The sequence below is a fragment of the Kitasatospora sp. NPDC024654 genome, from assembly GCF_055559155.1.
On sequence record NZ_JBVHLF010000098.1, the window covers coordinates 1 to 22,683 of the forward strand.

Genomic DNA, 22,683 nt, shown 5'->3' on the forward strand with positions numbered 1-22,683 from the left:
CGCACCGCCGCACACCCGGCCTCGATCGCCGCGAACACGTACTTCGGCTGGAAGTGGATGTCCGCGATCACCGGGATCCCGGACTTCTTCGCGATGACCGGCAACGCGTCCGCATCGTCCTGCGAGGGCACCGCCACCCGCACGATCTGACAACCCGACGCCGTCAACTGCGCGATCTGCTGCAGCGTCGCGTTGATGTCAGCCGTCACCGTCGTGGTCATCGACTGCACCGACACCGGCGCGTCACCACCCACCGGGACGTTCCCGACCATGATCTGCCGGGACACCCGGCGAGTCGCCAGCGGCTTGAGCGGAAGGGACGGAATACCGAGCGAGATCGCGGTCATGTGCGCAGTTTTCCCGGGGTCGAGGTGATGGTCCTACCGGGGCGCCGAGATCCGCGCTCCCGGCGTCCAACGGTACGGCACCCACGGAGCGCCCTTGACACGCGCCCGGCCCGGGCCCGGTCCACCAGGACCGGACACGGGCCGGGGCACCGGCGGGCCGGCGCTAGCTGATCTTGACCGGGTTGACCAGGTCGGCCGCCAGGACCAGCAGGGTGAAGCCGACGAAGACGCTGGCCACCACGTACGCCAGCGGCATCAGCTTGGCCACGTCGAACGGGCCCGGGTCCGGCCGCTTGAGCAACCGGGCGGCCTGGCGGCGCAGCGACTCCCAGAGCGCGCCGGCGACGTGGCCGCCGTCCAGCGGCAGCAGCGGCAGCATGTTGAACAGGAAGAGCGAGAGGTTGATCCCGGCCAGCAGGTTCACCATGAAGGCGATCCGCTGCGAGGCCGGCAGGTGCAGCGCGAAGACCTCGCCGCCGACCCGGGCCGCGCCGACCATGCCGACCGGCGAGTCGGCCGAGCGCGGGGCGCCGTCGAAGACCGAGTCCCACAGGCCCGGGATCTTGCCCGGCAGCGCCAGCAGCGAGTGGATGCCGCTGTCGGCCATCTGGTACATCCGGTCCACGCTGTCGCCGAAACCGAGCTGGACCACGCCGGTGGTGGGCGTGATGCCGAGGAAGCCGGTGTCCACCGTCTGCCCGGGGATCGGGTCGCCGTTGCCGTCCAGCTTGGCCAGCGTGTTCTTCTGGATGGTCGCGGTGGTGGCGACCTGGTGCCCGCCGCGCTCGACCACGATCGGCACGGTCCGCTCGGCCGAGTCGCGGATGTCCGCGGAGAGCTGCTTGTAGTCGTGGATCGGGTGGCCGGCGAAGGAGACGATGGTGTCGCCCGCCCGCAGCCCCGCGGCGGCGGCCGGGGAGGCCGGCGCGTCCTTCGGACAGGTGTCGCTCGCCTGGCTGACCGGGACCACGCACTGGGAGACCGAGCTGATGGTCGGCAGCGACTCCGGCACCCCGAAGCCCATCATCGTGGTCAGGAAGAGCCCGAACGCCAGGATCAGGTTCATGAACGGCCCGGCGAACATCACGATGACGCGCTTCCAGGGGGCCCGCTTGTAGAACAGCCGGTCCTCGTCGCCGGGGAGCAGCTCCTCGTAGGAGGCCTGCCGGGCGTCCTCGATCATCGACCGCCAGGGCGAGCTGCTGCGCTTGGTGATCCGGCCGTCGGGACCGGGCGGGAACATCCCGATCATCCGGATGTACCCGCCCAGCGGGACGGCCTTGAAGCCGTACTCCGTCTCGCCCTTCTTCCGGGACCACACGGTCGGCCCGAAGCCGACCATGTACTGCGGCACCCGGATGCCGAAGAGCTTCGCCGTCGAGAGGTGACCCAGCTCGTGCCAGGCGATCGAGATGAGCAACCCCACGACAAAGACCACGATGCCGAGCACCGTCATCACTGCAGTCACCGCTGGTCCTCCGTCATGCCGCTCCCACTCGCCATCATCCACCCGGCTCCGCGGGGCGTCAGCCCGCCGCCAGCTCGCGGGCCCGCGTCCGGGCCCAGCCCTCCGCATCAAGGACGTCCTCGACGGTGAGCGAAGTTCCCCGCGGGGTCCCGTGCTCGGCCACCACCTTGGCCACCGTGTCCACGATGCCGGTGAAGGCCAGCCGCCCGTTCAGGAAGGCCTCCACGCACTCCTCGTTGGCGGCGTTGAACACCGCGGGCGCCGTGCCGCCGAGCGTACCCACCTCACGCGCGAGCGCCACCGCGGGGAAGGCCTCGTCGTCCAGCGGGAAGAACTCCCAGGTGGCCGCCTTGGTCCAGTCGCAGCCGGGCGCGGCGTCCGGCACCCGGTCCGGCCAGCCCAGACCCAGCGCGATCGGCATCCGCATGTCCGGCGGGCTGGCCTGGGCCAGCGTGGAGCCGTCGGTGAACTCCACCATCGAGTGGACCACCGACTGCGGGTGCACCACCACGTCGATCCGGTCGAACGGCAGGTCGTAGAGCAGGTGCGCCTCGATCACCTCCAGGCCCTTGTTGACCAGGGTGGCCGAGTTGATGGTCACCACCGGGCCCATCGCCCAGGTCGGGTGGGCCAGTGCGTCCGCCGGGGTGACCGCGGACAGCTGGTCGCGGGTCCGACCGCGGAACGGGCCGCCGCTCGCCGTCACCACCAGCCGGCGCACCTCACGCGGGGTGCCGCCGGTCAGCGCCTGGAAGATCGCCGCGTGCTCGGAGTCCACCGGGACGATCTGGCCGGGCCGGGCCACCGCCCTGACCAGCGGGCCGCCGACGATCAGGGACTCCTTGTTGGCCAGCACCAGCACCCGGCCGGCCCGCAGCGCGGCCAGCGTCGGGGCCAGGCCGATCGAGCCGGTGATGCCGTTCAACACCGAGTGGCAGGGCAGCGCGGCCAGCTCGGTGGCGGCGTCCGGGCCGGCCAGCACGGCGGGCAGCGGTCGGCCGTCGGCCCGGGCGGCCAGCGCCGCCCGCAGCGCCGGTTCGGCCTCCGGGCGGGCCACCGCGACGGTGTGCACGCCCAGCTGGAAGGCCTGCTCGGCCAGCAGGTCGACCTGTCCGCCGGCCGCCGAGAGCGCGACCACGCGGAACCGGTCCGGGTTGCGCAGCACGATGTCGATGGCCTGGGTGCCGATCGAGCCGGTGGAGCCGAGGATGACCAGTTCCCGCGGGCCTGACGGGTCGTCGACGGCCGGGGTGAAGCGCAGCTGCGGGTGGGCGAGCGAGTTCATGGGCTCCATTGTGGCCCGAGCCGCCGCCCGCGGCCGACCCCGGTCACCGCACCGCTGTCCCGGGCAGGGCGATGCCCCGCCACCGGCGCGCGGTGGCGGGGCATCGACGGGGCGCCCGATCGGCCGGCCGCCTAGAGGTCCAGGCCGGTGAGCACCAGCACGCGCTCGTAGGTGAAGTCCTCCATCGCGTACTTGACGCCCTCGCGGCCCACCCCGGAGTCCTTGACCCCGCCGTACGGCATCTGGTCGGCCCGGTAGGACGGCGCGTCGCCGATCACCACGCCGCCGACCTGCAGCTCCCGGTGCGCCCGGAAGGCGGTCCGCACGTCGTGCGTGAAGACGCCCGCCTGCAGGCCGAACGCGGAGTCGTTGACCGCGGCGAAGGCCTCGTCGGTGCCGTCCACCCGGTGCAACGAGAGCACCGGCCCGAAGGCCTCGGCGGTGGCCAGGATCGCGTCCGCGGGCAGCTCGGCGAGCACGGTCGGGGCGTACGTGGCGCCCTCCCGGGTGCCGCCGGTGAGCACCTTGGCGCCCTTGGCGACCGCGTCCTCGACCCAGGCCTCGACCCGCTTGGCGGCGTTCTCGTCGACCAGCGGGCCGACGTCGGTGGCGTCCTCGGCCGGGTCGCCGGTGACCTGCGCCCGAACCTTGGCGACCACCTTCTCCACCAGCGCGTCATAGACCGCGGCGTCGGCGATCACCCGCTGCACCGAGATGCAGGACTGACCGCCCTGGTAGTTGGCGAAGGTGGCGATCCGGGAGGCCGCCCAGTCCAGGTCGGCGTCGGAGGAGTAGTCGGCGAGCACCACGGCCGCGGCGTTGCCGCCGAGCTCCAGGGTGACGTGCTTGCGCGGCACCGAGTCCATGATCTGGTGGCCGACCCTGTCCGAGCCGGTGAAGGAGATCACCGGCAGTCGGTCGTCCCGGACCAGGGCCGGCATCTTGGCGTTCTCGACCGGCAGCACGCTCCAGGAACCGGCCGGCAGCTCGGTCTCGGCCAGGATCTCACCCAGCACCAGCGCCGAGAGCGGGGTCGCCGGAGCCGGCTTGAGGATGATCGGGGCGCCGACCGCGATCGCCGGGGCGACCTTGTGGGCGACCAGGTTGAGCGGGAAGTTGAACGGCGCGATGCCCAGCACCACACCGCGCGGGAACCGGCGGACCACCGCGAAACGGCCCACGCCGCCCGGGTCGGTGTCCAGCCGCATGGTCTCGCCGTTGGTCCGGCGGGCCTCCTCGGCCGCCCAGCGGAAGACCGAGACGGCCCGGCCGACCTCACCGCGGGCCCACTTGATCGGCTTGCCGTTCTCGGCGGTGATCAGCCGGGCGATCTCCTCGGTGCGCTCGGCCAGCCGCTTGGAGACGTGGTCCAGGGCGGCGGCGCGGACGTGGGCCGGGGTCGCGGCGAACACCGGGGCGGCGGCGACCGCGGCCTCGACCGCCTCGTTCACCTGGGCGTCGGTGGGCACGCTCACCGTGCCGACCAGCCGACCGTCCCAGGAGTTGCGGACCTCGAAGCTGCTGTCGCCGGTCTCCTGGCGACCGGCCAGCCAGAATGCGTGGGTCGTGGTGGTGGTCACGGTCGTACCGGCCCTTTCCTCGTCGTGGCAGCCCCACCGCTGTGGTGCCGCCCACCACGGTAGGTCTCCGAACGGCCTCGGCGGATTAGCCGGTCCGTAGCACCGGGCGGGCCGGGCGCTCCACCACGGACAGGTGGTCCCGCCCGGACGTCCCGCTCAGTCCTCGCCGGAGCGCAGCGCCAGCCAGAGCTCCATCCGGACGTCGGTGTCGTCCAGCGAACGGCCCAGCAGCTCCTCCACCCGGCGCATCCGGTAGCGCAGGGTGTGCCGGTGCACCCCGAGGTCGGCCGCGGCGGCGTCCCACTGACCGTGCCGGGAGAGCCAGGCGCGCAGGCTGGCCACCAGGTCGCCGCGCGCCGTCCGGTCGTGCTCGCGCAGCGGGCGCAGCAGGCCCTCGGCGAACGCGGCCACCGCCTCCTCGCCGAGCAGCGGCAGCAGCGAGCCGGCCCCGACCTCCTCGTGCCCCACCGAACGCCGGCCGCCGCGCAGCGCCACCGCCAGCGCCCGCTCGGCCTGCGCGTAGGCACCGCCGGCGTCCTCCACCGGCGCCGGGGCGGAGACGCCGATGGCCAGCCCCTCGTGCTCCTCCACCGCACCCAGGCAGGCCCGGTGCACCGCGCCGCCGTCCACCGCGAGCAGCACCAGCCGCTCGGCCTGCGCGCCGCCGTCCTTGCCGTCCTTACCGGCCGGCTCGCGGGCCACCAGCAGCTTCTCGCCGGCCCGGCCGCCGGCCGCCTCGGCCCGCTCGGCCAGCTCGGTCAGGTCGTGCGGCGGCGCCTCCCCGGGCGCCCGGTCGCCGCTCGGGGCGGCGCCGGCGACCAGCACACGTATCGTCCCCTCCGGCAGGCCGCCGAACAGGCTGGTGGCCACCTGGCGGGCCGTCGCCACCTGACCGGCCAGCACCAGGCGCAGCAGTGCGGCGCCCATCCGCTCCTCGGCGAACCGCAGCTCGCGGGAGCGCTCCAGGGTGAGGGTGAGCAGGGCCACCGCGGCGTTCAGCACGTAGCGCTCGGTCGGGGTGATCCGGTCCTCGGTGCCGACCGCGAGGAACCCGCGGGCCCGGCGGTCCGCACCGAGCGACTGGACCACCACGAAGTCCTCGTCCGCGGTGTCGAAACCGGGGGCACGGCCCTGCAGTGCGGCGCTGGCCGGGGCCGGCCGGCGGCGCAGCCGGTCCACCTCGGCCGCCAGCCGGGCCGCGCGCCGGGCGGCCCAGTCCGGGGCGACCACCGAGAGCGCGCCGGAGCTGTCGTACAGCGCGGCCCAGCCGCCCAGCCGGGCGGCCAGCCGGCGGACCACCGCGGCCGTGCCGTTCTGGCCCAGCGCGGCCCGGGTCAGCTCCTCCTGCGCCTCGAAGCTGGTGGTCACCGCCTCGTACTGCTCGGCCGCCAGCGCCGCCGAGACCGCCTTGCTGATCGCGATGAACGGCGTCGGCTCCGGCACCCTCAGCAGCGGCAGGCCGCGCTGGGCCGCCGCCTCCACCAGCGGCTGCGGCACCTCGGTGTGCGACAGGCCCACGCCGAGCCCGAGACCCACCACGCCCGCGTCGGCCAGCCGGTGCACGTAGCTCTGCAGGCCCTTGGCGCTCTTGCCCAGCTTGATCCCGGTGGTGAGCAGCAGCTCGCCGCCCTCCAGGAACGGCGTGGGATCGTCCAGCTCACTGGTGTGCACCCAGCGGACCGGGCGCTCCAGATGGTCCGCGCCGGCGAGGACCGTGAGATGGAGCGAGGAGTTGCGCACGACGGAGGCGAGTGTGGGGGGCATGGCACCTTCGGTGGGACGACCCGGCCGCGGCGTTGCGGCCGAGCGGCGGAGGGAGCATCGCTCTCATGGGGGGGCTACCCCCTCATTATGGACGCTGCGGACAACCGGCGTCGCCGAATCCACCGCTGCGTAGCTAACCCCCGCCGGCCGTCCTCCGCTCAGTCCCGCAGGTCCACCAGCAGCGGCGGCACCTGATCACCCGTCACCGTGGTCAGCGAGACCACCGCGTGCCCGGCCGGCAGCGCGTGCGCCAGGTCGGACGGCGACCAGCGCTGCCGCTCCACCTCCCGGGTGGTCACGCTCTCGGTCTGCGCGCTCGTCCCGGACAGTGCCTTCCGAACCAACCGCCCGGTCTTGCGCAGCAGCCCGCCCGAGGTGTCCGGCGCCAGCGTCACCGCCTGCTCGCGGACCAGCACCGTCCCCCAGGCCTCCGAGAACAGCTTGCCGTCCCACGGCGCGATCCCCGGGAACGCCATCCGGCAGCCGACCGCCCCGAACAGCGGCGCCCGCAGCGCCTCCGGCAGATCCACCAGGCTGCGCAGCAGCAGCACCGCACCCGCGTTGGCCCCGCGCATCCGCTGCATCGCCTGCACCGTGCTGGAGTCCAGGGCCGCCGACGCGTCGTCCACCACCAGCCCGGCGAACAGCGAACGGTCCTCACGGGCCGCCGCGGCCTGCACGAACTGGCCCACCACCAGCCGCGAGAGCATCCGGGCCGCCTCCGGATGGCTGCGCTCCGGCAGCTTCACCCGCACCCGCAGCGGGTGCTCCAGGGCCCGCATCGCGAAGGCCGGCCGCGCCGACGCGCCGACGCCCGGACCGAAGCACCCCGCGAAGGCCGGCCGGTCCAGCAGCGCCAACCGGTCCGCCAGCAGCGACCCCGGGTCGTCCACCCGGCCGTGCTGGCGCTGCCGGTGCTGCACGTCCGGCTCGTGCGCCGCCAGCCGCCCGCTCCCCCGCAGCGCCTCCACCAGCGCCGCCCAGCCCTCCGGCTCCCCGCCCAGCAGCGCCCGCAACTCCCGCACCGAGGGGTAGCGCCCGTACCCCGCGTGGAACGGCCCGACCACCTGCTGCACCGCCATCCGCACACTCTCCGCGCGCGATGCCAGCTCGTCCGGCAACAGCGCGTCGGCCAGCCGGGCGGCCGCGACGTCGGGATCCTGCGCGGCACCGTACAGATCCAGGCCGTAGACCGACGTCGGGTCACCGGGCGCGATCACCACGTCGTACCCCGTGTCCGGCCCCAGCTCCGCCTCGGCGGCGCCGACCACCACCACACACGCGGTCCGGGCCAGCGCCTGCAGGCAGAGCGCCTCGGCCACCGGCCGCGCCAACCGCGCCGTCTTCCCCGTCCCGGCCGGCCCCACTGCGAGCAACGACGTCCCCAGCAGCTCCTGGTCCAGCGCGAACCCGGCCCCCCGGTGCCCCGCCGGATTCTTCGGCACGTCCTGTGCCGTCCCCAGCCGCACCTGACCCACCAGCAGGTCGTGCTCCGCCGTCCGCACCGGCAGATCCCGCGCCTCCGACGGATGCGCACACGCCGCCGCCCCCCGCGCCGCCACCTGCTCCCCGAACGCCCCCACCAACCCGGGATCCGCCCCGACCTCCCGCCAGACCCGATGGATCCGCACGTAGTCCACGTCACTCACGGCACCGGCGGCGGTGTCCTCCTCGACCGCCCCCAACACCCCCTCAAGCCCTGCGGCCCGCAACACACCCCAGGCGTCGGGGGTGGTCTCCGAGGTGCCCTCATCCGGGCGGTCGACCTCGTTCCGCTCACCCCCCTCATCGGTGACGGCGTGGGTCCGCAATGCTTCGGCGACCCGCCGCAGCCTCGCCGGTGCCAGGTAGCGGCGGTAAACCTCCATCCAGCGCCCCATGAAGCCGAAAATGACCACAACGACCACGACCACCACGAGCTTGACGAGGTACTCGACCAGGATGATCTGAAGCTCAGAGGGCTTACTGGGCCATACGGTCAGCCGGATCGTGTAGAGGACGACCACCGCGCCGTAGTGGTAGGCCAGCCAACCGGCCACCACGTTCAGTGCCGCACGCGTCAGGAGCGGCCAAGAGGGCACGCTCGAGTCCCCCGTGCGAGCCGAATCAACCGCTCGGTGACCAAACCGGTAGACGCCCACCGGAGCCGCCGAGCGCGGCGTGCCCAGCCAGCGCCCCAGGTCGAACGCCGCCCGCCGGGCCGTCCGCGGCAGTTGCTGGGGCATCCGGCCAGCGGTCTCGGGGGCTCGGGCGGCGAGGTCGGTCGTTGGCCCCTGCGTGCCGTCCAGTCCCATTGCGGTCCCGCTCCCTTGCCCCGACGCACCCGGCAGTTCCCTTACCCATGCCGCCGACCCGGCGACACGCCCGCGCTCAATGTAGTGGAGGGGTCGGCCCCGGACCGCCTGCCGCAGACCCTGGCCGGGCAGGACAAGTCGGACGGCGCAGTGCGCCCGAGTGGCGCATGCCGCGCCCCCGGCGGCGGCCTTAGCCTGCCAGCACCGGACTGTTCGGGCCCCGCCGACGCCCCGACCGCCCCGGTTCCCCAACCCCGGTTCCGCGTACACCGCGACACCGCCGATACCTCTGGAGAACCCCATGAGCGCCGCACCGCAGCTCCCGCAGGAGCGCCGTCTGGTCACCGCGATCCCCGGCCCGAAGTCCCAGGAGCTGCAGGCCCGCAAGCTGGGCGCGGTGGCGGCCGGGGTGGGCACCACGCTGCCCGTGTACGTCGCGCGCGCCAACGGCGGCGTGCTGGAGGACGTGGACGGCAACTCGCTGATCGACTTCGGTTCGGGCATCGCCGTCACCAACGTCGGCAACAGCGCCGAGGCCGTGGTCGCCAAGGCGACCGAGCAGCTGGCCGCCTTCACCCACACCTGTTTCATGGTGACCCCGTACGAGGGCTACGTCGCCGTCGCCGAGCAGCTCAACGAGCTGACTCCGGGCGACCACGAGAAGCGCACCGCACTCTTCAACTCCGGCGCCGAGGCGGTCGAGAACGCCGTCAAGATCGCCCGTGCCTACACCAAGCGCACCGCGGTCGTGGTGTTCGACCACGGCTACCACGGCCGGACCAACCTCACCATGGGCCTGACGGCGAAGAACATGCCCTACAAGCAGGGCTTCGGTCCGTTCGCCCCGGAGATCTACCGGGTGCCGGTGGCCTACCCGTACCGCTGGCTGACCGGTGCCGAGAACTGCGCCGCCGAGGCCGCCGCGCAGGCGATCGACGTCATCACCAAGCAGATCGGTGCCGAGAACGTCGCCGCGATCATCATCGAGCCGATCCAGGGCGAGGGCGGCTTCATCGAGCCGGCCAAGGGCTTCCTCCCGGCGATCGTCGAGTTCGCCAAGGCCAACGGGATCGTCTTCGTCGCGGACGAGATCCAGACCGGCTTCTGCCGGACCGGCCAGTGGTTCGCCTGCGAGGACGAGGGCATCGTCCCGGACCTGATCACCACCGCCAAGGGCATCGCCGGCGGCCTGCCGCTGGCCGCGGTGACCGGCCGCGCCGAGATCATGGACGCCGCGCACGCGGGTGGCCTGGGCGGCACCTACGGCGGCAACCCGGTGGCCTGCGCCGCCGCGCTGGGTTCCATCCAGACCATGCGGGAGCTGGACCTCAACGCCAAGGCGCAGCGGATCGGCGAGGTCATGCTCGGCCGGCTGCACGCGATGGCCGAGAAGTTCGACGTGATCGGCGAGGTCCGCGGCCGTGGCGCGATGATCGCGATCGAGCTGGTGAAGCCGGGCTCCAAGGACCCGAACCCCGAGGTGACCGCCGCGGTGGCGAAGGCCTGCCACGCCGAGGGCCTGGTGGTGCTCACCGCCGGCACCTACGGCAACGTGCTGCGTTTCCTGCCGCCGCTGGTGATCCCGGAGCACCTGCTCACCGAGGGCCTGGACATCATCGAGAACGCCTTCGCCGGCGTCTGAGCGCGGCGCCCGAACGACGCGTCTCAGCGCGGCGCCCGAACGACGCGCCCGAACGGGGTGCCTGAACACCCCTCAGTCGATCCGGGATCGGTGCGCACACCGACACTTGAGCGGGCGTGGAGGTTGCACCGGCTCCCGTGAAGATGCTGTGCGAAAGCTGAGAACCCGGACCCGGGCCTGGACGCGTTGACGTAGTGTCATCACAGATGGACAGCGAGCCTCACCTCCCGGCCGGTCTTCCGGCCGCCGAGGGCACCAACGAGGACAACCAGGCGCCCTTCGCGGCGCCGACACAGGACCGATCGACCGGCCGTCCGGCCCATACCCCCCGGGGCGCGCGGAGCGGCGATCACCCCAGCCGCCCCGGAGCTCTCCCCCCCGCTCCGGGGCGGCTCCTCCATGCTCCGGCGTCGACTCCGGCACCAGCTCCGAGATCCGCCCTCGCCTCGCCCGTCCTGCCGGCCGTGCTGGCCGTGCTGCTGGCCCTGGTCTCCTGGCAGGTCGCCGTCGCCGGGCCGCTACTGGGGCTGGACCGCCGGATCCGCGACAGCGTCCAGCACGCCCGGGAGGCGTGGCACAGCGTGCCGCTGAACGACCTCGGCCAGCTGCTGTCCGACCTGGGCGACCCGCTGCCGGCCTACGCGGTGCTGCTCGGCGCGGCGGCGCTGGCCGCCTGGCGGAGCCGGCGGGCCGGGCGGCGGCGCTGGTGGCTGCCGCTGCCCTCGGCGCTGCTGGCCGCGGTGCTGATCCCGCTGCTGGTGGTACCGGCCAAGGACTACTTCTCCCGGCCCGGGCCGCTCGGGCCGCCACTGCTGCCGGGCCAGCAGGGCTGGTACCCGTCCGGGCACACCAGCACGGCCGGCATCGCCTTCGGGGTCGCCGCGCTGCTGCTGGGCCGGACGCTGGCCGCGGCCGCGCGGCGCCGGCTGGCCGCGCTGACCGCGCTGCTCTGCTGCGGGGTCGGGCTGGGGCTGGTCTGGTGCGACTACCACTGGTTCCTGGACGTGCTGGCCGGCTGGTCGCTGACCGGCCTGGTGCTGTGGAGCGTGGCCCGCTGGCTGCCGAGGCCCCGGTAGCCGGTCACTCCCCGTCGTACCGGTGCACCAGCCCGGGCTCGCCGGTGTCCCGCCGCCAGGTCACCACCGGTTCGTCCCTGCCGCCGAACCTGACCAGGTGACGACCGACCACGTCCTCCAGAGGATTGCCAGGGACGCCCGGGGATATTGCTGAGCCTAGCTCAACATGTGGCTGGATCCCTACCACCGAAGGCGGCTACCCTGAGGCCACTTCCCCCGCCGAGGAGTCCCCGGATGACCAGCTCGCCCACCGACCCCGCCACCTTCACGGCACCGCCCGCCGACGGCGCGGCCGAGCTCACCGACGGCGCGGCCGAGCTCGCCGACGAACTGGCCCGGGCGATGAAGCGGATCCGGCGCCGGACCATGGAGCGCCTGGAGCCCTACGGCCTCACCCCGGCCCAGGGGCGCGCGCTACGGGTGCTGGCGCACGGCTCGGAGGGCGAGCCCCCCGGCCGCGCGATGCGGCTGAGCGAGCTCGCCGAGCACCTGCACATCGCCCCCCGCTCGGCCACCACCGTGGTGGACGCCCTGGAACAGGGCGGACTGGTCGAGCGGACCCCGGACCCGGCCGACCGGCGGGCGGTCGGCCTGGTGCTGACGGCGGCCGGCCGGGCCGCCGTGGACCGGCTGGCCCAGGTCCGGCACGAGGTCGCCGAAGAGTACTTCCGCACCGCGGACGCGGCCGACGTGGCGGTCATGCTCCGGGTGCTCAGGGCCGCGGAAGCGGCGCACCCGTCCCCTCCCTCGCGCGGCTGGCGAGCCAGGCCGGGCACCGCAGCGCCCCCGGACGTAGCGCGATGAGCCCCACCCCGGCGATCACCAGCAGCGCCGCGCAGCCGGCCAACGGGCTGATCGACTCCCCGAGCAGCAGCCAGGCCGACGACATCCCGAACAGCGGGACCAGCAGCGAGTACGGCGCGACCGCGCTCGCGTCGTAGCCGCGCAGCAGGAAGCCCCAGGCACCGAAGCCGAACAGGGTCGAGAGCCAGCCGACGTAGGCCAGCGAGCCGAGCGCGGCCGGACCGGCCGAGGACAACGCGCGCAGGTCCGCGCCCGGGCCCTCCACCAGCAGCGACAACGCGAACAACGGCACCGGCGGGACGGCGCTCACCCAGACCATCCAGCGCAGCAGGTCCGGCGGGGCCGCCCGACGGGTCAGCACGTTGGACAGCCCGAAGGCCGCCGCGGCCACCACGACCAGCGCGAAGCCCGCCGGCGGTCCGCCCAGCCCGTTGTCCAGGGCGGCCAGCAGGATCCCCACCGAGGCGACGACCAGCCCGGCGACCCGCTGCCCGGACGGCCGCTCGCGCAGCGTCCCGGCCGCGAACAGCACGGTGAAGACCGCCTGGCCCTGCAGCACCAGCGAGGAGAGTCCGGCCGGCATCCCGGCGTGCATGCCCAGGAAGAGTGACCCGAACTTCACCACCCCGAGCACCAGACCCACCGCCAGCACCCAGCGCCAGGCCACCCGCGGCGGCCCGACGAGGAAGACCGCCGGTACGGCCACCACGGTGAACCGCAGGGCGCAGAAGAACAGCGGCGGAAAGGTCCGCAGACCGACGTCGATCAGCACGAAGTTGAGCCCCCAGACCACCGCGACCAGGACGGCCAGGGCGATGTGACGGGGTTTCATGGCAGCGGAGGAGACGCCCTGCGGCGTGGTGCGTGCGGACATGTCCCGAGCTTGGCCGAGACCAACCGTTCAGCACCAGCGAAGAATACTGAAACCCCACTCTTCACCAGCACTAACGAATGCTGGAAAATGACGCCCATGATGGATCTCGGACGGCTCCGCGCACTGCACGCGGTCGCGGTGCACGGCTCGGTGGGCCGGGCGGCGGCCGCACTCGGTTTCACCGCCTCCGCGGTCTCCCAACAGATCTCCAAGCTGGAGCGGGAGACCCGGACCGTGCTGCTCGAGCGCCAGGGGCGCGGGGTGGTGCTGACCGACGCCGCCCGCGAGCTGGCCGGCACCGCGCAGCGAGTGCTGGCCCTGGTCGAGCAGGCCGAGGTCACCCTTGAGGAACAGCGCGGCCAGGCGGTCGGCCGGCTGACGGTAGCCGCCTTCGCCACCGGGGCGCGCGGCCTGCTGCCCGGCGCGCTGGCCGACCTGCGCGCCGACTGCCCGGAGTTGGACGTCCGCCTGATCGAGATCGACCCCTACCTGGCGGGCGAGCTGGTGGCCCGCGGTGAGGTGGACCTGGCGCTGGTGCAGGACTGGCCGACCGTCCCGCTGCCGGTCCCGGAGGGCCTCGCCCGGCTCGACTTCGGCCTCGACCCGGTCGACCTGGTGCTGCGCGCGGAGCACCCGTTGGCCCGGCTGGCCACGGTCCCGGTGGCCGAGCTGTGCGGCCAGCGCTGGATCAGCGTCCCGCCCGGCACCATCTGCCACGACTGGCTGGTGCGGACCATGCGGGAGGCCGGCGAGGAACCGGACGTGCGCTACCAGGTCGGCGAGTTCGAGACCCAGCTGGCACTGATCGCGGCCGGCCTGGGGATCGGGCTGCTGCCGCGGCTGGGCCGCGGGGCGCTGCCAGCCGGGGTGGTCAGCCGTCCGGTCCTGCCCGAGCCGACCCGGCGGGTGTTCGCGCTCTGGCGCAGCCAGGCTTCGCGCCGCCCGGCGATCACGGCGGCGCTGGAGGCACTGCGACACCACTGGCCGCTGCGCGACGCCGCCGAGGGGCCACCCACCGCCTGAAGGGCGCTACGGCGCGCCGACCGCCAGCGGCAGGCCCAGGTGGGTCTCGGCCATCGAGCGGAAGCCGGAGCCGTCGGCGAGATGGATCTTCCGGAACTCCTCGGTGTCCACCAGGTCCAGCGCCTCCTCGGTGAAGTCGCCGACGGTCAGCCAGAGGCCGTGACCCGCCGACTCCTCCGCCACCGCCTCGGCCAGCATGCGCACCTCGGCGGCCCCCACCGCCCCGGGCCGCCGGGACGCGCAGACCACCCAGCGCCCGGGTAGCGCACTGTCCGCCGCGCCGCTCCCGGTGGCGACCAGGCCCGAGGCGCCGCTCAGCCGCACGCTCCAGTCCGCCAGCCCACCCCGGGTGAAGAGCTCGCGGACCAGGCCGGCGAACTCGGTGGGCGACAGGTCGGCCACCGCCGGGACGGCCGCCCCGGCGGTGGCATACGGCGGCACGGCCACCCGGGCGAACGGGTCGGGGCTGACCGCGGCGCCCAGCTCGCGCAGCCGGGCCAGCGCCTCGTCCTGCTCGGCGGCCGCGTAGACGCCCGGCTCGGCCTCCTCGTCCGGGTCCGCGCCGCCCGGGACGAACCGGGTGCGGGCCAGCGCGTCGCGGTCGGCGTCGACGCTGAGCAGGCAGGTCCCGCCGGCCTCGCGCAGCCAGCCGTTGAGCACCACGCCGGCCAGCACCCCGTCGGTGTCCACCGCGTCGGCCGCCTGCAGGGCGCGCAGCGCGAGCCGGGCGGCCAGCCGCAGGTAGTCGGCGGCCCGGTCGGCGGGCGACCGCGGCACCGGGGAGACCTGGCCCTCCTCACCCAGCCGGTACCCCTCCAGCGAGGGCACCAGGCCGAGCGGGGGCAGGTCCAGGTCGAGCACGGCGGTCCTGGTCAGCGGCCGGTACACGGCTCGGCAGGCGGCCGGCAGGTCGGAGGTGGCCGCCTCCGCCGCGGCCAGCGCCCGTTCCAGCAGCGACTCGACGGCGGCCGGCTCGGCCTCCCGGTACGCCCGCCGGCACTCCTCCAGGCTGTCGTTGTACTCCCGCACCGCCCGAGCCCGGGCCCGTTCGGCCTGGTCGTGGGCCAGCCGGGACTCCGCCTCGGCCGGGTCGGTGGCGGCCGCACGCCCGGCCCGCCATTCGCGCAGGGCCCGCTGGTGGGCCAACCTGGCCTGGGCCAGCTCACGCTGGTAGCCCGAGTCCAGCAGGCGCCGGGCCGGGCCGGCCTCGGGATCGGCGGCGGGCGGCTCGGGCGGGGCGTAGTCCTCCCAGCGGGGTTCGCGGGCCGCCTCCGCGGCGGCCGGGTAGGGGCGCGGCTCGTAGCTGCGGCGCTGGCTCTCGAAGTCCATCGCGCTCACCGGCAGGGCGAGCCGGAGCAGCAGGCCGGCCAGCCGCTGGTGCTCGGTACGCACGGTGGCCGTCCGATGCTGGACCAGCTCCGCGGCCCGGGCGAGCTCCGTCACCGCCGGGTCGGCTCCCTCCGGCAGCCCGTCGGACGGACCGGACGGACCGGAAGCCCCCGAGCCGCCCTGGAACATCGAGGAAAGGAAGCCCGCGCGCAGGCCCGAGGTGCGGTCGGCGACCGGCTGGTGCTTGGTCGAGTCCTGCATCGGCGGTCGGTCCCCCATGGCTCGTCCGGCGGTTCTGGCGGGCTGCGCTGGCCGGGCACCCCGCCGTGGCGGCATACCCCCTGGTGAGCATTGTCCACCGTCGGACCGCTCGGCGGGAGCGGACCGCCGGACCGGCCGCGCCCGCCGGATCTCCCCATCCGGCGGGCGGCTTGTCGGCCCGTCAGATCAGAACGGCTTGATGAGACGGGGTCAGTTGGTACGGGTGTTGGTGAGGTGCAGGCCGATGTAGCCGACGTAGATCCGGCCGCTGCCCGAGCAGTCGTCCAGGTAGTGCAGCCGCGGCGCCGTCCGCCCGCCGCCGATCCGCAGATGGGCGCCCATGAAGGCGCGTCCGGTCGGGTCCACGCAGTCCGGGACGGCGAACATCCGCTCGCGCCTCATCTTGGCGTGGCTGCACACCGTCTGGGACTCGTTGCGAACCGCCTTGCGTGGCGGGAAGTGGCTGACACCGACCGGCGCGTGCTCACACCACTGCTTGAAGTCCCCGCCGGCCGCCCCGCGCACGGCGACCGTGGCGTATTCCTGGAGCGCGGTCAGCCCCTCCCAGGTGAGCCTGACCCAGTTGACCCCACCGGTCTGGGTGTCCAGCGCCAGGGTCTCCTTCTCGTCACCGGTGAAGCTCAGCAGCGGGAACTCGTCCATCCGGTCGAGCAGCGCGGTGAAACTGGTGGGCCCGTCGGACCCGGCCTCGGTCCAGCGGACCGGCGCCGGGGCACCGCCGTCGGGCAGGCAGAGCCGGCCACCCGAAGCGCGCAGGTGGAGTTCGCGCCGGCGGGCGACGTCCGGAGCCTGCCGCGCGCCCACCGGCTCCGCCGCGACGGAGAAGACATCGGCGGACGGTACTCCGGCGGACGGTCTGGGCGGTATCGGCCGCGGCCGGAGCGGGGGCACCCGGGTGAGCGCGGTCGGCGACGGCGCGACGGCGGCCAGTCGGCGTGGCTCCCGGGCGAGCAGCGCGGCGGCCCGGCGCGGTTCGGCCTCGATCCGCTGCCGGGGCAGCACCGGGTGGCGCAGCGCGTCGCGCCGGGAGGCCGGATCGACCTCCGGAAGATAGGTGCGCACCGCGCCGCCGTAGACCGTGTGGAACTCCAGGGCCAGGTTGAACGCGACCCGGGCCTCCGGCCCGAGCACGTAGCAGACCGCCAGGCCGACCAGACCGCGGGTCAGCGGCTGGAGGCGCTCGGCCGTCCAGGCCGCCGGGTCGAGGTCGGCGGGGACACTGGCGACCACCACGGGCAGCCGGCGGGCGGGGTCACAGAGTTCGTCGATCACGTCGTCGACGTCGGCGGCGGTGAGGATCCGCGGCAGCGGGCGGACCTCGCTCGGGCCGTCCAGCGCGTCCAGCAGCGGCAGCAGGCTGCCGGCGAGTTCGGGGACCGGGACCCGGCCGGGTGTTCGCAGGCCGCTGTCGGCGGCCCGGTGGGCGGCCTCCAGCCGGACCCAGGTGGGGCCGTCGCCCTCAGTGGCGACCGTGAGGGTGAGCTGGTGGGTGCCGTGCGGGGCGGGGGTGCGCAGCCGGCGGCGGGTGTAGTGCCCGGACGGCAGGCCGGCGGAGTGGGCGTCCAGCGCACCGCCGTCGCGGTCCAGCAGGACGCGGTCGGCGAGCTGGTGGCGGGTGGCGTGGGGGGCCTCGGGCAGGAGTGGCTGGTCGGCGGCCGCGCTCCGGGGCGGTGGCGGCGCCGGGTCGGGGAGCGGCGGGGGCTCCTCGTGCCCCTCTCGTTTCAGCCAGACCGCGAGGCACTGGTCGGCCAGCGCGACCACGTCGGCATGGGACTGACGGGTGGTCACCGTCATCCGGTAGGGGGTGCTCTGGCCGGGGGGCGGCTGGGCGGGGCGGGGGGCGGGGACGGCGACCGGGTGCGGAGCGGACGCCGTGGATCGGTGAGTGGTCATGGGTGGTGCCTCCGTGCTGCCGGGTCGGGTCTGACGGTCCTCCATCGACGGGGTGATGTCTGGCTCCGGGCCGACGGGTGCCGACCTGGTCCTTGGCAGGACAACGCGAATGCCCGGAGCTGGAGTTCCAGCTCCGGGCACCGTCAATTCGTTCGAGCGTCGCCGCCTGGTTACGAGGGCTTGCCGGCCTGGCCCACCAGATCCCCCGCCTCGCCGCGGCCGCACTGGCTCGGCACCGGCGAACCCGTCGGATCCAGCCCGATGAGGTCCCATCCGGTGAGGTCCAGCCCGGTGAGATCGAGTTCCGGGGCCGGCGCCGGAACCCAGAGCGGGCAGCCCTCGGCGACCTGGTAGTTGGCCAGGATCACGACCGGACCGTCGCCGTGGTTGTAGCCGATGTGGACCTGGTCGGCCTGCTCGACGAGGAACTGGCCTGGTCGGGTGACCTCCACCGTCCCGTCCTCCAGCAACCGGTGGAGCGTGCCGGACAGCAGGACCGCCTGCACGGGGCCGGGGTGGTAGTGCCAGCCGGTGTTCGTTCCCGGCTCGATGGTGATGGTACGGATCACGGCCATCTGGGGATCTGCTCCTGGACTCGACAGTCGTTTCAGGCTACTGACCCTCTGTTACCGCCGAAACCGAATCCGTACTCTTTGGCCGAAAGCACATCCGACATAATCTCACCTTTTCAGGTGGATTTTTTTCCCCAGTCGGCCCGTCCGATCAGCCCGTCCAGGGCAACTCCAGAAAGGTCCGCCCGCACGGCACCGCCACAGCCGTCCCACCGCTGGCCTCGGCCAGCCAGGCGTGGAACCCCGCCAGCTCCGGCTCCGGCACACCGACCTCGATCTGCACCCCGGCGGCCTCGTACCGCAGGTCGCGAACCGCGTGCCCGGCGGCGCGCAGCTCGTTCTCCAAGCGGCCGGCGCGCGCGTGGTCCGCGCCGATCACCAGTAGCGCCACCGGACGGCGTTCGACCACACCGACCGCGTCCACCGCCTCGGAGACCGCCCCGGCGTACGCCCGGACCAGGCCGCCCGCACCAAGCAGCACCCCGCCGAAGTAGCGGGTGACCACCGCGACGGTGTCGGTGAGGCCCCGGCGGCGCAGCACCTCCAGCATCGGCACCCCGGCCGTGCCGGCCGGTTCGCCGTCGTCGTTGGAGCGCTCGCGGCGCTGCTCGGCGCCGACCACGAAGGCGGTGCAGTTGTGCCGGGCGTCCCAGTAGCGCTTGCGGACGCCGGCGATGAACTCCTGCGCCTGCTCCTTGTCGGTGGCCCGGGCCAGCTGGCAGATGAACCGCGAGCGTTTGACCTCGATCTCGTGGCTGCCGGTCCCCCGGATGGTCAGGTACGGCTTCGGGGCTGGCTGCGGCATGCCCGCCAGCCTACTCACCGGCCGGCCGGTCCGGTCGCACACCCGTCCGCCCGACCCCGGGCCGGGCGGCTCAGCGGCCGGAGAGCGCGTCCAGCCGCTCGCGGTCCAGGCCGGTCAGCTCGGTCACCTCGGCGAGGTCCACGGCCCCGCAGTCCAGGCCGCGTAGCAGGTAGCCGCTGAGCGCCCTGGCGGTGGCCGGCTCGTCCATCACGTCCCCGCCGGCCTTGGCCACGTAGGCGGCCAACCGGGCCGCGGCCGCCGACAGGCCCTCGCGGTAGAAGGCGTAGACCGCCGCGTACCGGGTGGGCAGGTGGGCGGGGTGCATGTCCCAGCCCTGGTAGTAGGCGCGGGCGAGCGAACGGCGGACCAGCCGGTGGTGCAGGTTCCAGGCGGCGAGGACCTGCTCGGTGGGGCCGGTCGGGATCACGTTGGTCGAGCCGTCCGAGAGCCGCACGCCGGTGCCGGCCGCGGCGACCTGCATCACCGCCTTGGCGTGGTCGGCGACCGGGTGCTCCATGCTCTGGTAGGCCGCGCCCACCCCGCAGGAGGCGCTGTAGTCGAAGGTGCCGTAGTGCAGGCCGGTGGCGCGGCCCTCGGCGGCGTCGATCATCAGCGCGACGGTGGCCCGGCCGTCGGCGCCCAGGATCGCCTGGGTGGTCTCGATCTGGATCTCGAAGCCGATCCGCCCGGCCGGGAGCCCGGCCTGCCGCTCGAAGTCCTCCAGCAGCCGGACCAGCGCGGTGACCTGCTCGGGGTGAGTGACCTTGGGGAGGGTGAGCACGAGACCCGCGGGCAGCTCGCGACCGTCGGCGAGCAGCGTGCCGAGGAAGAGCTCCAGGGTGCGGATGCCCCGGGCGCGGACCGGTGCCTCCATGCACTTGGTCCGGATGCCGATGTACGGCGGGGCGGTGCCGTCGGCCACCGCGGCGGCGACCAGTCGGGCGGCCCGTACCGCGGCGGCGTCCTCCTCCGCGTCGGAGCGGGGGCCGTAGCCGTCCTCGAAGTCGATCCGGAGGTCCTCGATCGGCTCCCGCTGGAGCTTGGCCCGGACCCGCGCGTGCACCTCGGTGATCAGCTCGTCGGCCGGGACGCCGAGCGCCTCGGCCAGCTGGGCCGGGGTGGCGGCGTGGGTGTCGAGCGCGTCCAGCGCCTGGCGGCCCCACTCGGCCACGGTGTCGGCGGCGAACGCGTCAGCCGGTACGTAGACGGTGTGCACCGGCTGCCGGGAACCGGAGTCGCCCGGGTAGCGGCGGACCAGCTCGGCGTCGACGGGCCCGAGCAGCGCCTCCACGCCCGCGCGGGCGGCCGCGGAGAAGGCCGGACCCCGCGGGGCTGCTCCGGCGGCCACGCCGCCGTCCACCTCGACCTGCGACATCCGGGTTCCTCCACGGTCCACTCGTTCAACAGTTTGTTGAGGCGAAGGTAACCGCGCCACCGGCGGCCGTCAATGGCGGCCCAGTACGCGGACGCCGGGCCGGGATCCCGCGGTGGGGGGTCCGGCCCGGCGTCATCCGTCCGGGGTTTCGCTCGCCGCGCTGCTACTCGCGGCCCAGGCTCGCGTAGCGGTCCTGCAGGGCGGGCCACATCCGGCGCATGTCGGCGACGCTCACCGGGCTGCCGGGCTGGCGCCCGCTCACGCCGTACTGGCTGAACAGGAACTGGGCCAGCCGCTCCTCGTCGGGGTCCTGTCCGTGGCTCTCCTGATAGGCGATCAGTGCCTCGACGCCCAGGTCGACGGTGAGCTGCGGGCCCGCCGTCTCCGCCGCCCTCGCCTCGGACCGCGGGGTCTCCTCGGGCACGTCGCCGGCCGGCTCCGCCGCCGGGTGCTCCTGACCGGCCTGCGCCGGCACCGGGACCCGGGGGGTGAACACACTCGCGGCCGCCTGCTGGGCCTGCTGGCCGGTCAGCTGCTGCGCGCCCCACTGGCCGTTGAGCGGTCCGGTCTCCGCATCGCGGGCGGGCTCCGCCACGGGACGCTCGGCGCCGGCCGAGCCGGCGACCTGCGCCGCCTGCGCGCGGACCGCCTGCAGCACCTCGGCCACCCGGGGGTCGGGCTGCTGCCGCACCGGCTGCTGCTGCTCGGGCCGGGCCGGCGTCGGTCGCGGCTCGCCGGCCTGTGGCTGCTGGGACTGCTGTGGCTGCTGGGACTGCTGAGGCTGAGCCGGCTGCGGCCGGAACCACGGCGACTGCTGCACCACGGGCTTGGCGACGTCCACGCCGTCGGCCGGCGGTTCAGCGGGGTTCGGCCGCTGCCCACCCAGCGCGTCCTCCGCCGCCGGTGCACCGGTGATCGCCGGTACCTGGTGGTCCCGCGCCAGCCGGGCACCCTGGATCCCCTGCACCGCCTGCGCACCCTGCGCGGCCCGAGCTGCCTGAGCCGCCTGGGAGGATGACTCCGAAGCGCCCTGGGCGTCCCGCCAGCGGGCGGCGGCGAGCTTGGCGAGAGTCGGCACGGCGACGGCCGCGGAGACCGGCGGCACGGCGACGGACGACTGCGCGGGCGCCACCGCCGAGGTCACCGAAGTCCCCTGGCCCCCGAGCTCCCTGGGCAGCCCGCCGTCGAGCCGGTCCAGGCTGGTCACGTCGAGCGGGACACCGTACTTGGCCAGCTTGAGCGGCAGCAGCGCCTGGATCGGCGCCGAGCGCCGCCAGCCCCGCCCGTAGCGGAACCGCAGCTGGGCCCGGTAGACGAGACGGTTCTGCTCCAGCCGCACGACCTCGTCGTACGAGCGCAGCTCCCAGAGCTGCATCCGGCGCCAGAGCCGGAACGTGGGGACCGGCGAGAGCACCCAGCGCATCAGCCGGACCGACTCCATGTGCCGGTCCGCCGTGATCGCGGCGATCCGACCGACCGCGTGCCGCGAGGCCTCGACGATCACCACGAAGAGCACCGGGATGACCGCGTGCATGCCCATCCCGAGCGGATCGCCCCAGGAGGCCGCCGCGTTGAAGGCGATGGTGGCGACCGTCAGCAGCCAGGCCGCCTGTCGCAGCAGCGGGAACGGTATGCGCAGCCAGGTCAGCACCAGGTCCAGCGCGAGCAGCACCACGATGCCGGCGTCCACGCCGATCGGAAACGCGTACGCGAAGGTGCCGAACCCCTTGTGCACGGCCAGCGCTCTCACCGCCGAGTACGAACCGGCGAAGCCGATCCCGGAGATCAGGCAGGCGCCGACCGCCACCAGGCTGAGCAGTGCCCGGTGTGCGCGGGTAAGGGATGGACGTGCCATTCGTTGATCAACCCCTGGATCTCGGCTGCGGGCAGGCATGGCTGTTGGCTTCGGACCCGCCGCTGTCGGGGAGGGCTGGCTGTCAGAACTGCCGGCCGTCTCGGACCACCGGGATACTACTCGGACATCAGTACAGTCATTTCGGCAGGCCAGCCCTCGTGCCCTCGCAGAGCGCCGCTCCGTCCTCCAGGCTCCCGACGCGTGCTCACAGCGGCCGACCTCGCCTTCCCGGGCCCCTCCTGCCCGGCCGGAGGTCGCCCTCGGCAGCCCCGCCTCCGGTCCGTCGAGCGGTCCCGCTCACTCCGGTCCCGTTCCGGGTTCGGAAATGCGAGAAGCCCCTCCCGGTCTCCCGGAAGGGGCTTCTCTGAAAAATCGTTCGGCGGCGTCCTACTCTCCCACAGGGTCCCCCCTGCAG

Annotated in this window: 17 protein-coding genes; 4 read left to right on the forward strand and 13 right to left on the reverse strand. The window is 74.2% G+C overall.

What is annotated here, in order from left to right:
• From ACZ38L_RS33530 to ACZ38L_RS33555, 6 genes are all read right to left on the reverse strand, one after another.
• The coding region (locus tag ACZ38L_RS33530) for a flavodoxin-dependent (E)-4-hydroxy-3-methylbut-2-enyl-diphosphate synthase (RefSeq protein WP_465700604.1) at positions 1-347 on the reverse strand (347 nt) is incomplete at its 3' end.
• Between the two features lie 163 nt (positions 348-510).
• Positions 511-1,815 (reverse strand): M50 family metallopeptidase, encoded by a 1,305-nt coding sequence (locus ACZ38L_RS33535; protein WP_465700606.1) that lies wholly within the window; start codon positions 1,813-1,815, stop codon positions 511-513.
• A 58-nt stretch (positions 1,816-1,873) separates the two neighbouring features.
• Entirely contained in the window at positions 1,874-3,100 is a 1,227-nt protein-coding gene (gene dxr, locus ACZ38L_RS33540) for a 1-deoxy-D-xylulose-5-phosphate reductoisomerase (protein WP_465700609.1), read from the reverse strand.
• A gap of 131 nt (positions 3,101-3,231) precedes the next feature.
• Positions 3,232-4,680 carry an aldehyde dehydrogenase family protein gene (locus tag ACZ38L_RS33545; protein ID WP_465700611.1) on the reverse strand — a complete coding sequence of 483 codons (1,449 nt, stop codon included), beginning with the start codon at positions 4,678-4,680 and terminating at the stop codon, positions 3,232-3,234.
• A 156-nt stretch (positions 4,681-4,836) separates the two neighbouring features.
• The gene (locus ACZ38L_RS33550; protein WP_465700614.1) at positions 4,837-6,444 is read right to left on the reverse strand and encodes a PucR family transcriptional regulator; all 1,608 of its coding nucleotides are present in this window, start codon (positions 6,442-6,444) and stop codon (positions 4,837-4,839) included.
• Between the two features lie 158 nt (positions 6,445-6,602).
• Positions 6,603-8,525 carry a type IV secretory system conjugative DNA transfer family protein gene (locus ACZ38L_RS33555; RefSeq protein WP_465700617.1) on the reverse strand — a complete coding sequence of 641 codons (1,923 nt, stop codon included), beginning with the start codon at positions 8,523-8,525 and terminating at the stop codon, positions 6,603-6,605.
• 514 nt (positions 8,526-9,039) lie between these two features.
• On the opposite strand from ACZ38L_RS33555, the gene gabT reads away from it, so the two are divergent.
• From gabT to ACZ38L_RS33570, 3 genes are all read left to right on the forward strand, one after another.
• Complete coding sequence (gene gabT, locus ACZ38L_RS33560; RefSeq protein WP_465700621.1) at positions 9,040-10,380, forward strand: 4-aminobutyrate--2-oxoglutarate transaminase; 1,341 nt, start codon at positions 9,040-9,042, stop codon at positions 10,378-10,380.
• A gap of 464 nt (positions 10,381-10,844) precedes the next feature.
• Positions 10,845-11,456, forward strand: coding sequence for a phosphatase PAP2 family protein (locus ACZ38L_RS33565; RefSeq protein ID WP_465700625.1), 612 nt, complete (start codon positions 10,845-10,847; stop codon positions 11,454-11,456).
• A gap of 234 nt (positions 11,457-11,690) precedes the next feature.
• A complete protein-coding gene (locus ACZ38L_RS33570) occupies positions 11,691-12,260 on the forward strand; it encodes a MarR family winged helix-turn-helix transcriptional regulator (RefSeq protein WP_465700628.1) in 570 nt (189 codons plus the stop codon).
• Here ACZ38L_RS33570 and ACZ38L_RS33575 read toward each other — a convergent pair.
• Positions 12,169-13,092 carry an EamA family transporter gene (locus tag ACZ38L_RS33575; RefSeq protein WP_465700655.1) on the reverse strand — a complete coding sequence of 308 codons (924 nt, stop codon included), beginning with the start codon at positions 13,090-13,092 and terminating at the stop codon, positions 12,169-12,171. The two genes, ACZ38L_RS33570 and ACZ38L_RS33575, sit on opposite strands and share 92 nt — an antisense overlap.
• 138 nt (positions 13,093-13,230) lie before the next feature.
• Between ACZ38L_RS33575 and ACZ38L_RS33580 the strand changes: the two genes are divergently transcribed.
• Positions 13,231-14,157, forward strand: coding sequence for a LysR family transcriptional regulator (locus tag ACZ38L_RS33580; protein WP_465700631.1), 927 nt, complete (start codon positions 13,231-13,233; stop codon positions 14,155-14,157).
• Positions 14,158-14,163: 6 nt separating this feature from the next.
• Here the strand turns inward: ACZ38L_RS33580 and ACZ38L_RS33585 are convergent, their stop codons facing one another.
• From ACZ38L_RS33585 to ACZ38L_RS33610, 6 genes are all read right to left on the reverse strand, one after another.
• Complete coding sequence (locus ACZ38L_RS33585; protein WP_465700633.1) at positions 14,164-15,747, reverse strand: restriction endonuclease; 1,584 nt, start codon at positions 15,745-15,747, stop codon at positions 14,164-14,166.
• A gap of 210 nt (positions 15,748-15,957) precedes the next feature.
• Positions 15,958-17,661 (reverse strand): hypothetical protein, encoded by a 1,704-nt coding sequence (locus ACZ38L_RS33590; RefSeq protein ID WP_465700638.1) that lies wholly within the window; start codon positions 17,659-17,661, stop codon positions 15,958-15,960.
• A 170-nt stretch (positions 17,662-17,831) separates the two neighbouring features.
• Complete coding sequence (locus ACZ38L_RS33595) at positions 17,832-18,236, reverse strand: cupin domain-containing protein (RefSeq protein WP_465700642.1); 405 nt, start codon at positions 18,234-18,236, stop codon at positions 17,832-17,834.
• Between the two features lie 148 nt (positions 18,237-18,384).
• On the reverse strand, positions 18,385-19,038 hold the full coding sequence (locus ACZ38L_RS33600; RefSeq protein ID WP_465700646.1) for a YigZ family protein: 654 nt from the start codon (positions 19,036-19,038) through the stop codon (positions 18,385-18,387).
• 70 nt (positions 19,039-19,108) lie between these two features.
• On the reverse strand, positions 19,109-20,413 hold the full coding sequence (locus tag ACZ38L_RS33605) for a DUF6986 family protein (RefSeq protein WP_465700651.1): 1,305 nt from the start codon (positions 20,411-20,413) through the stop codon (positions 19,109-19,111).
• A 163-nt stretch (positions 20,414-20,576) separates the two neighbouring features.
• Positions 20,577-22,268, reverse strand: a complete 1,692-nt coding sequence (locus ACZ38L_RS33610) for a DUF2637 domain-containing protein (RefSeq protein ID WP_465700653.1) — start codon at positions 22,266-22,268, stop codon at positions 20,577-20,579.
• Between the last annotated feature and the right edge of the window lie 415 nt (positions 22,269-22,683).

Coding starts and splice junctions, on each gene's coding strand:
- ACZ38L_RS33585 (WP_465700633.1), bottom strand. CDS start 15,747: ATGCAGGACTCGACCAAGCACCAGCCGGTCGCCGACCGCACCTCGGGC.
- ACZ38L_RS33580 (WP_465700631.1), top strand. CDS start 13,231: ATGATGGATCTCGGACGGCTCCGCGCACTGCACGCGGTCGCGGTGCAC.
- ACZ38L_RS33610 (WP_465700653.1), bottom strand. CDS start 22,268: ATGGCACGTCCATCCCTTACCCGCGCACACCGGGCACTGCTCAGCCTG.
- ACZ38L_RS33595 (WP_465700642.1), bottom strand. CDS start 18,236: ATGGCCGTGATCCGTACCATCACCATCGAGCCGGGAACGAACACCGGC.
- dxr (WP_465700609.1), bottom strand. CDS start 3,100: ATGAACTCGCTCGCCCACCCGCAGCTGCGCTTCACCCCGGCCGTCGAC.
- ACZ38L_RS33550 (WP_465700614.1), bottom strand. CDS start 6,444: ATGCCCCCCACACTCGCCTCCGTCGTGCGCAACTCCTCGCTCCATCTC.
- ACZ38L_RS33590 (WP_465700638.1), bottom strand. CDS start 17,661: ATGACCACTCACCGATCCACGGCGTCCGCTCCGCACCCGGTCGCCGTC.
- ACZ38L_RS33575 (WP_465700655.1), bottom strand. CDS start 13,092: ATGAAACCCCGTCACATCGCCCTGGCCGTCCTGGTCGCGGTGGTCTGG.
- gabT (WP_465700621.1), top strand. CDS start 9,040: ATGAGCGCCGCACCGCAGCTCCCGCAGGAGCGCCGTCTGGTCACCGCG.
- ACZ38L_RS33605 (WP_465700651.1), bottom strand. CDS start 20,413: ATGTCGCAGGTCGAGGTGGACGGCGGCGTGGCCGCCGGAGCAGCCCCG.
- ACZ38L_RS33600 (WP_465700646.1), bottom strand. CDS start 19,038: ATGCCGCAGCCAGCCCCGAAGCCGTACCTGACCATCCGGGGGACCGGC.
- ACZ38L_RS33570 (WP_465700628.1), top strand. CDS start 11,691: ATGACCAGCTCGCCCACCGACCCCGCCACCTTCACGGCACCGCCCGCC.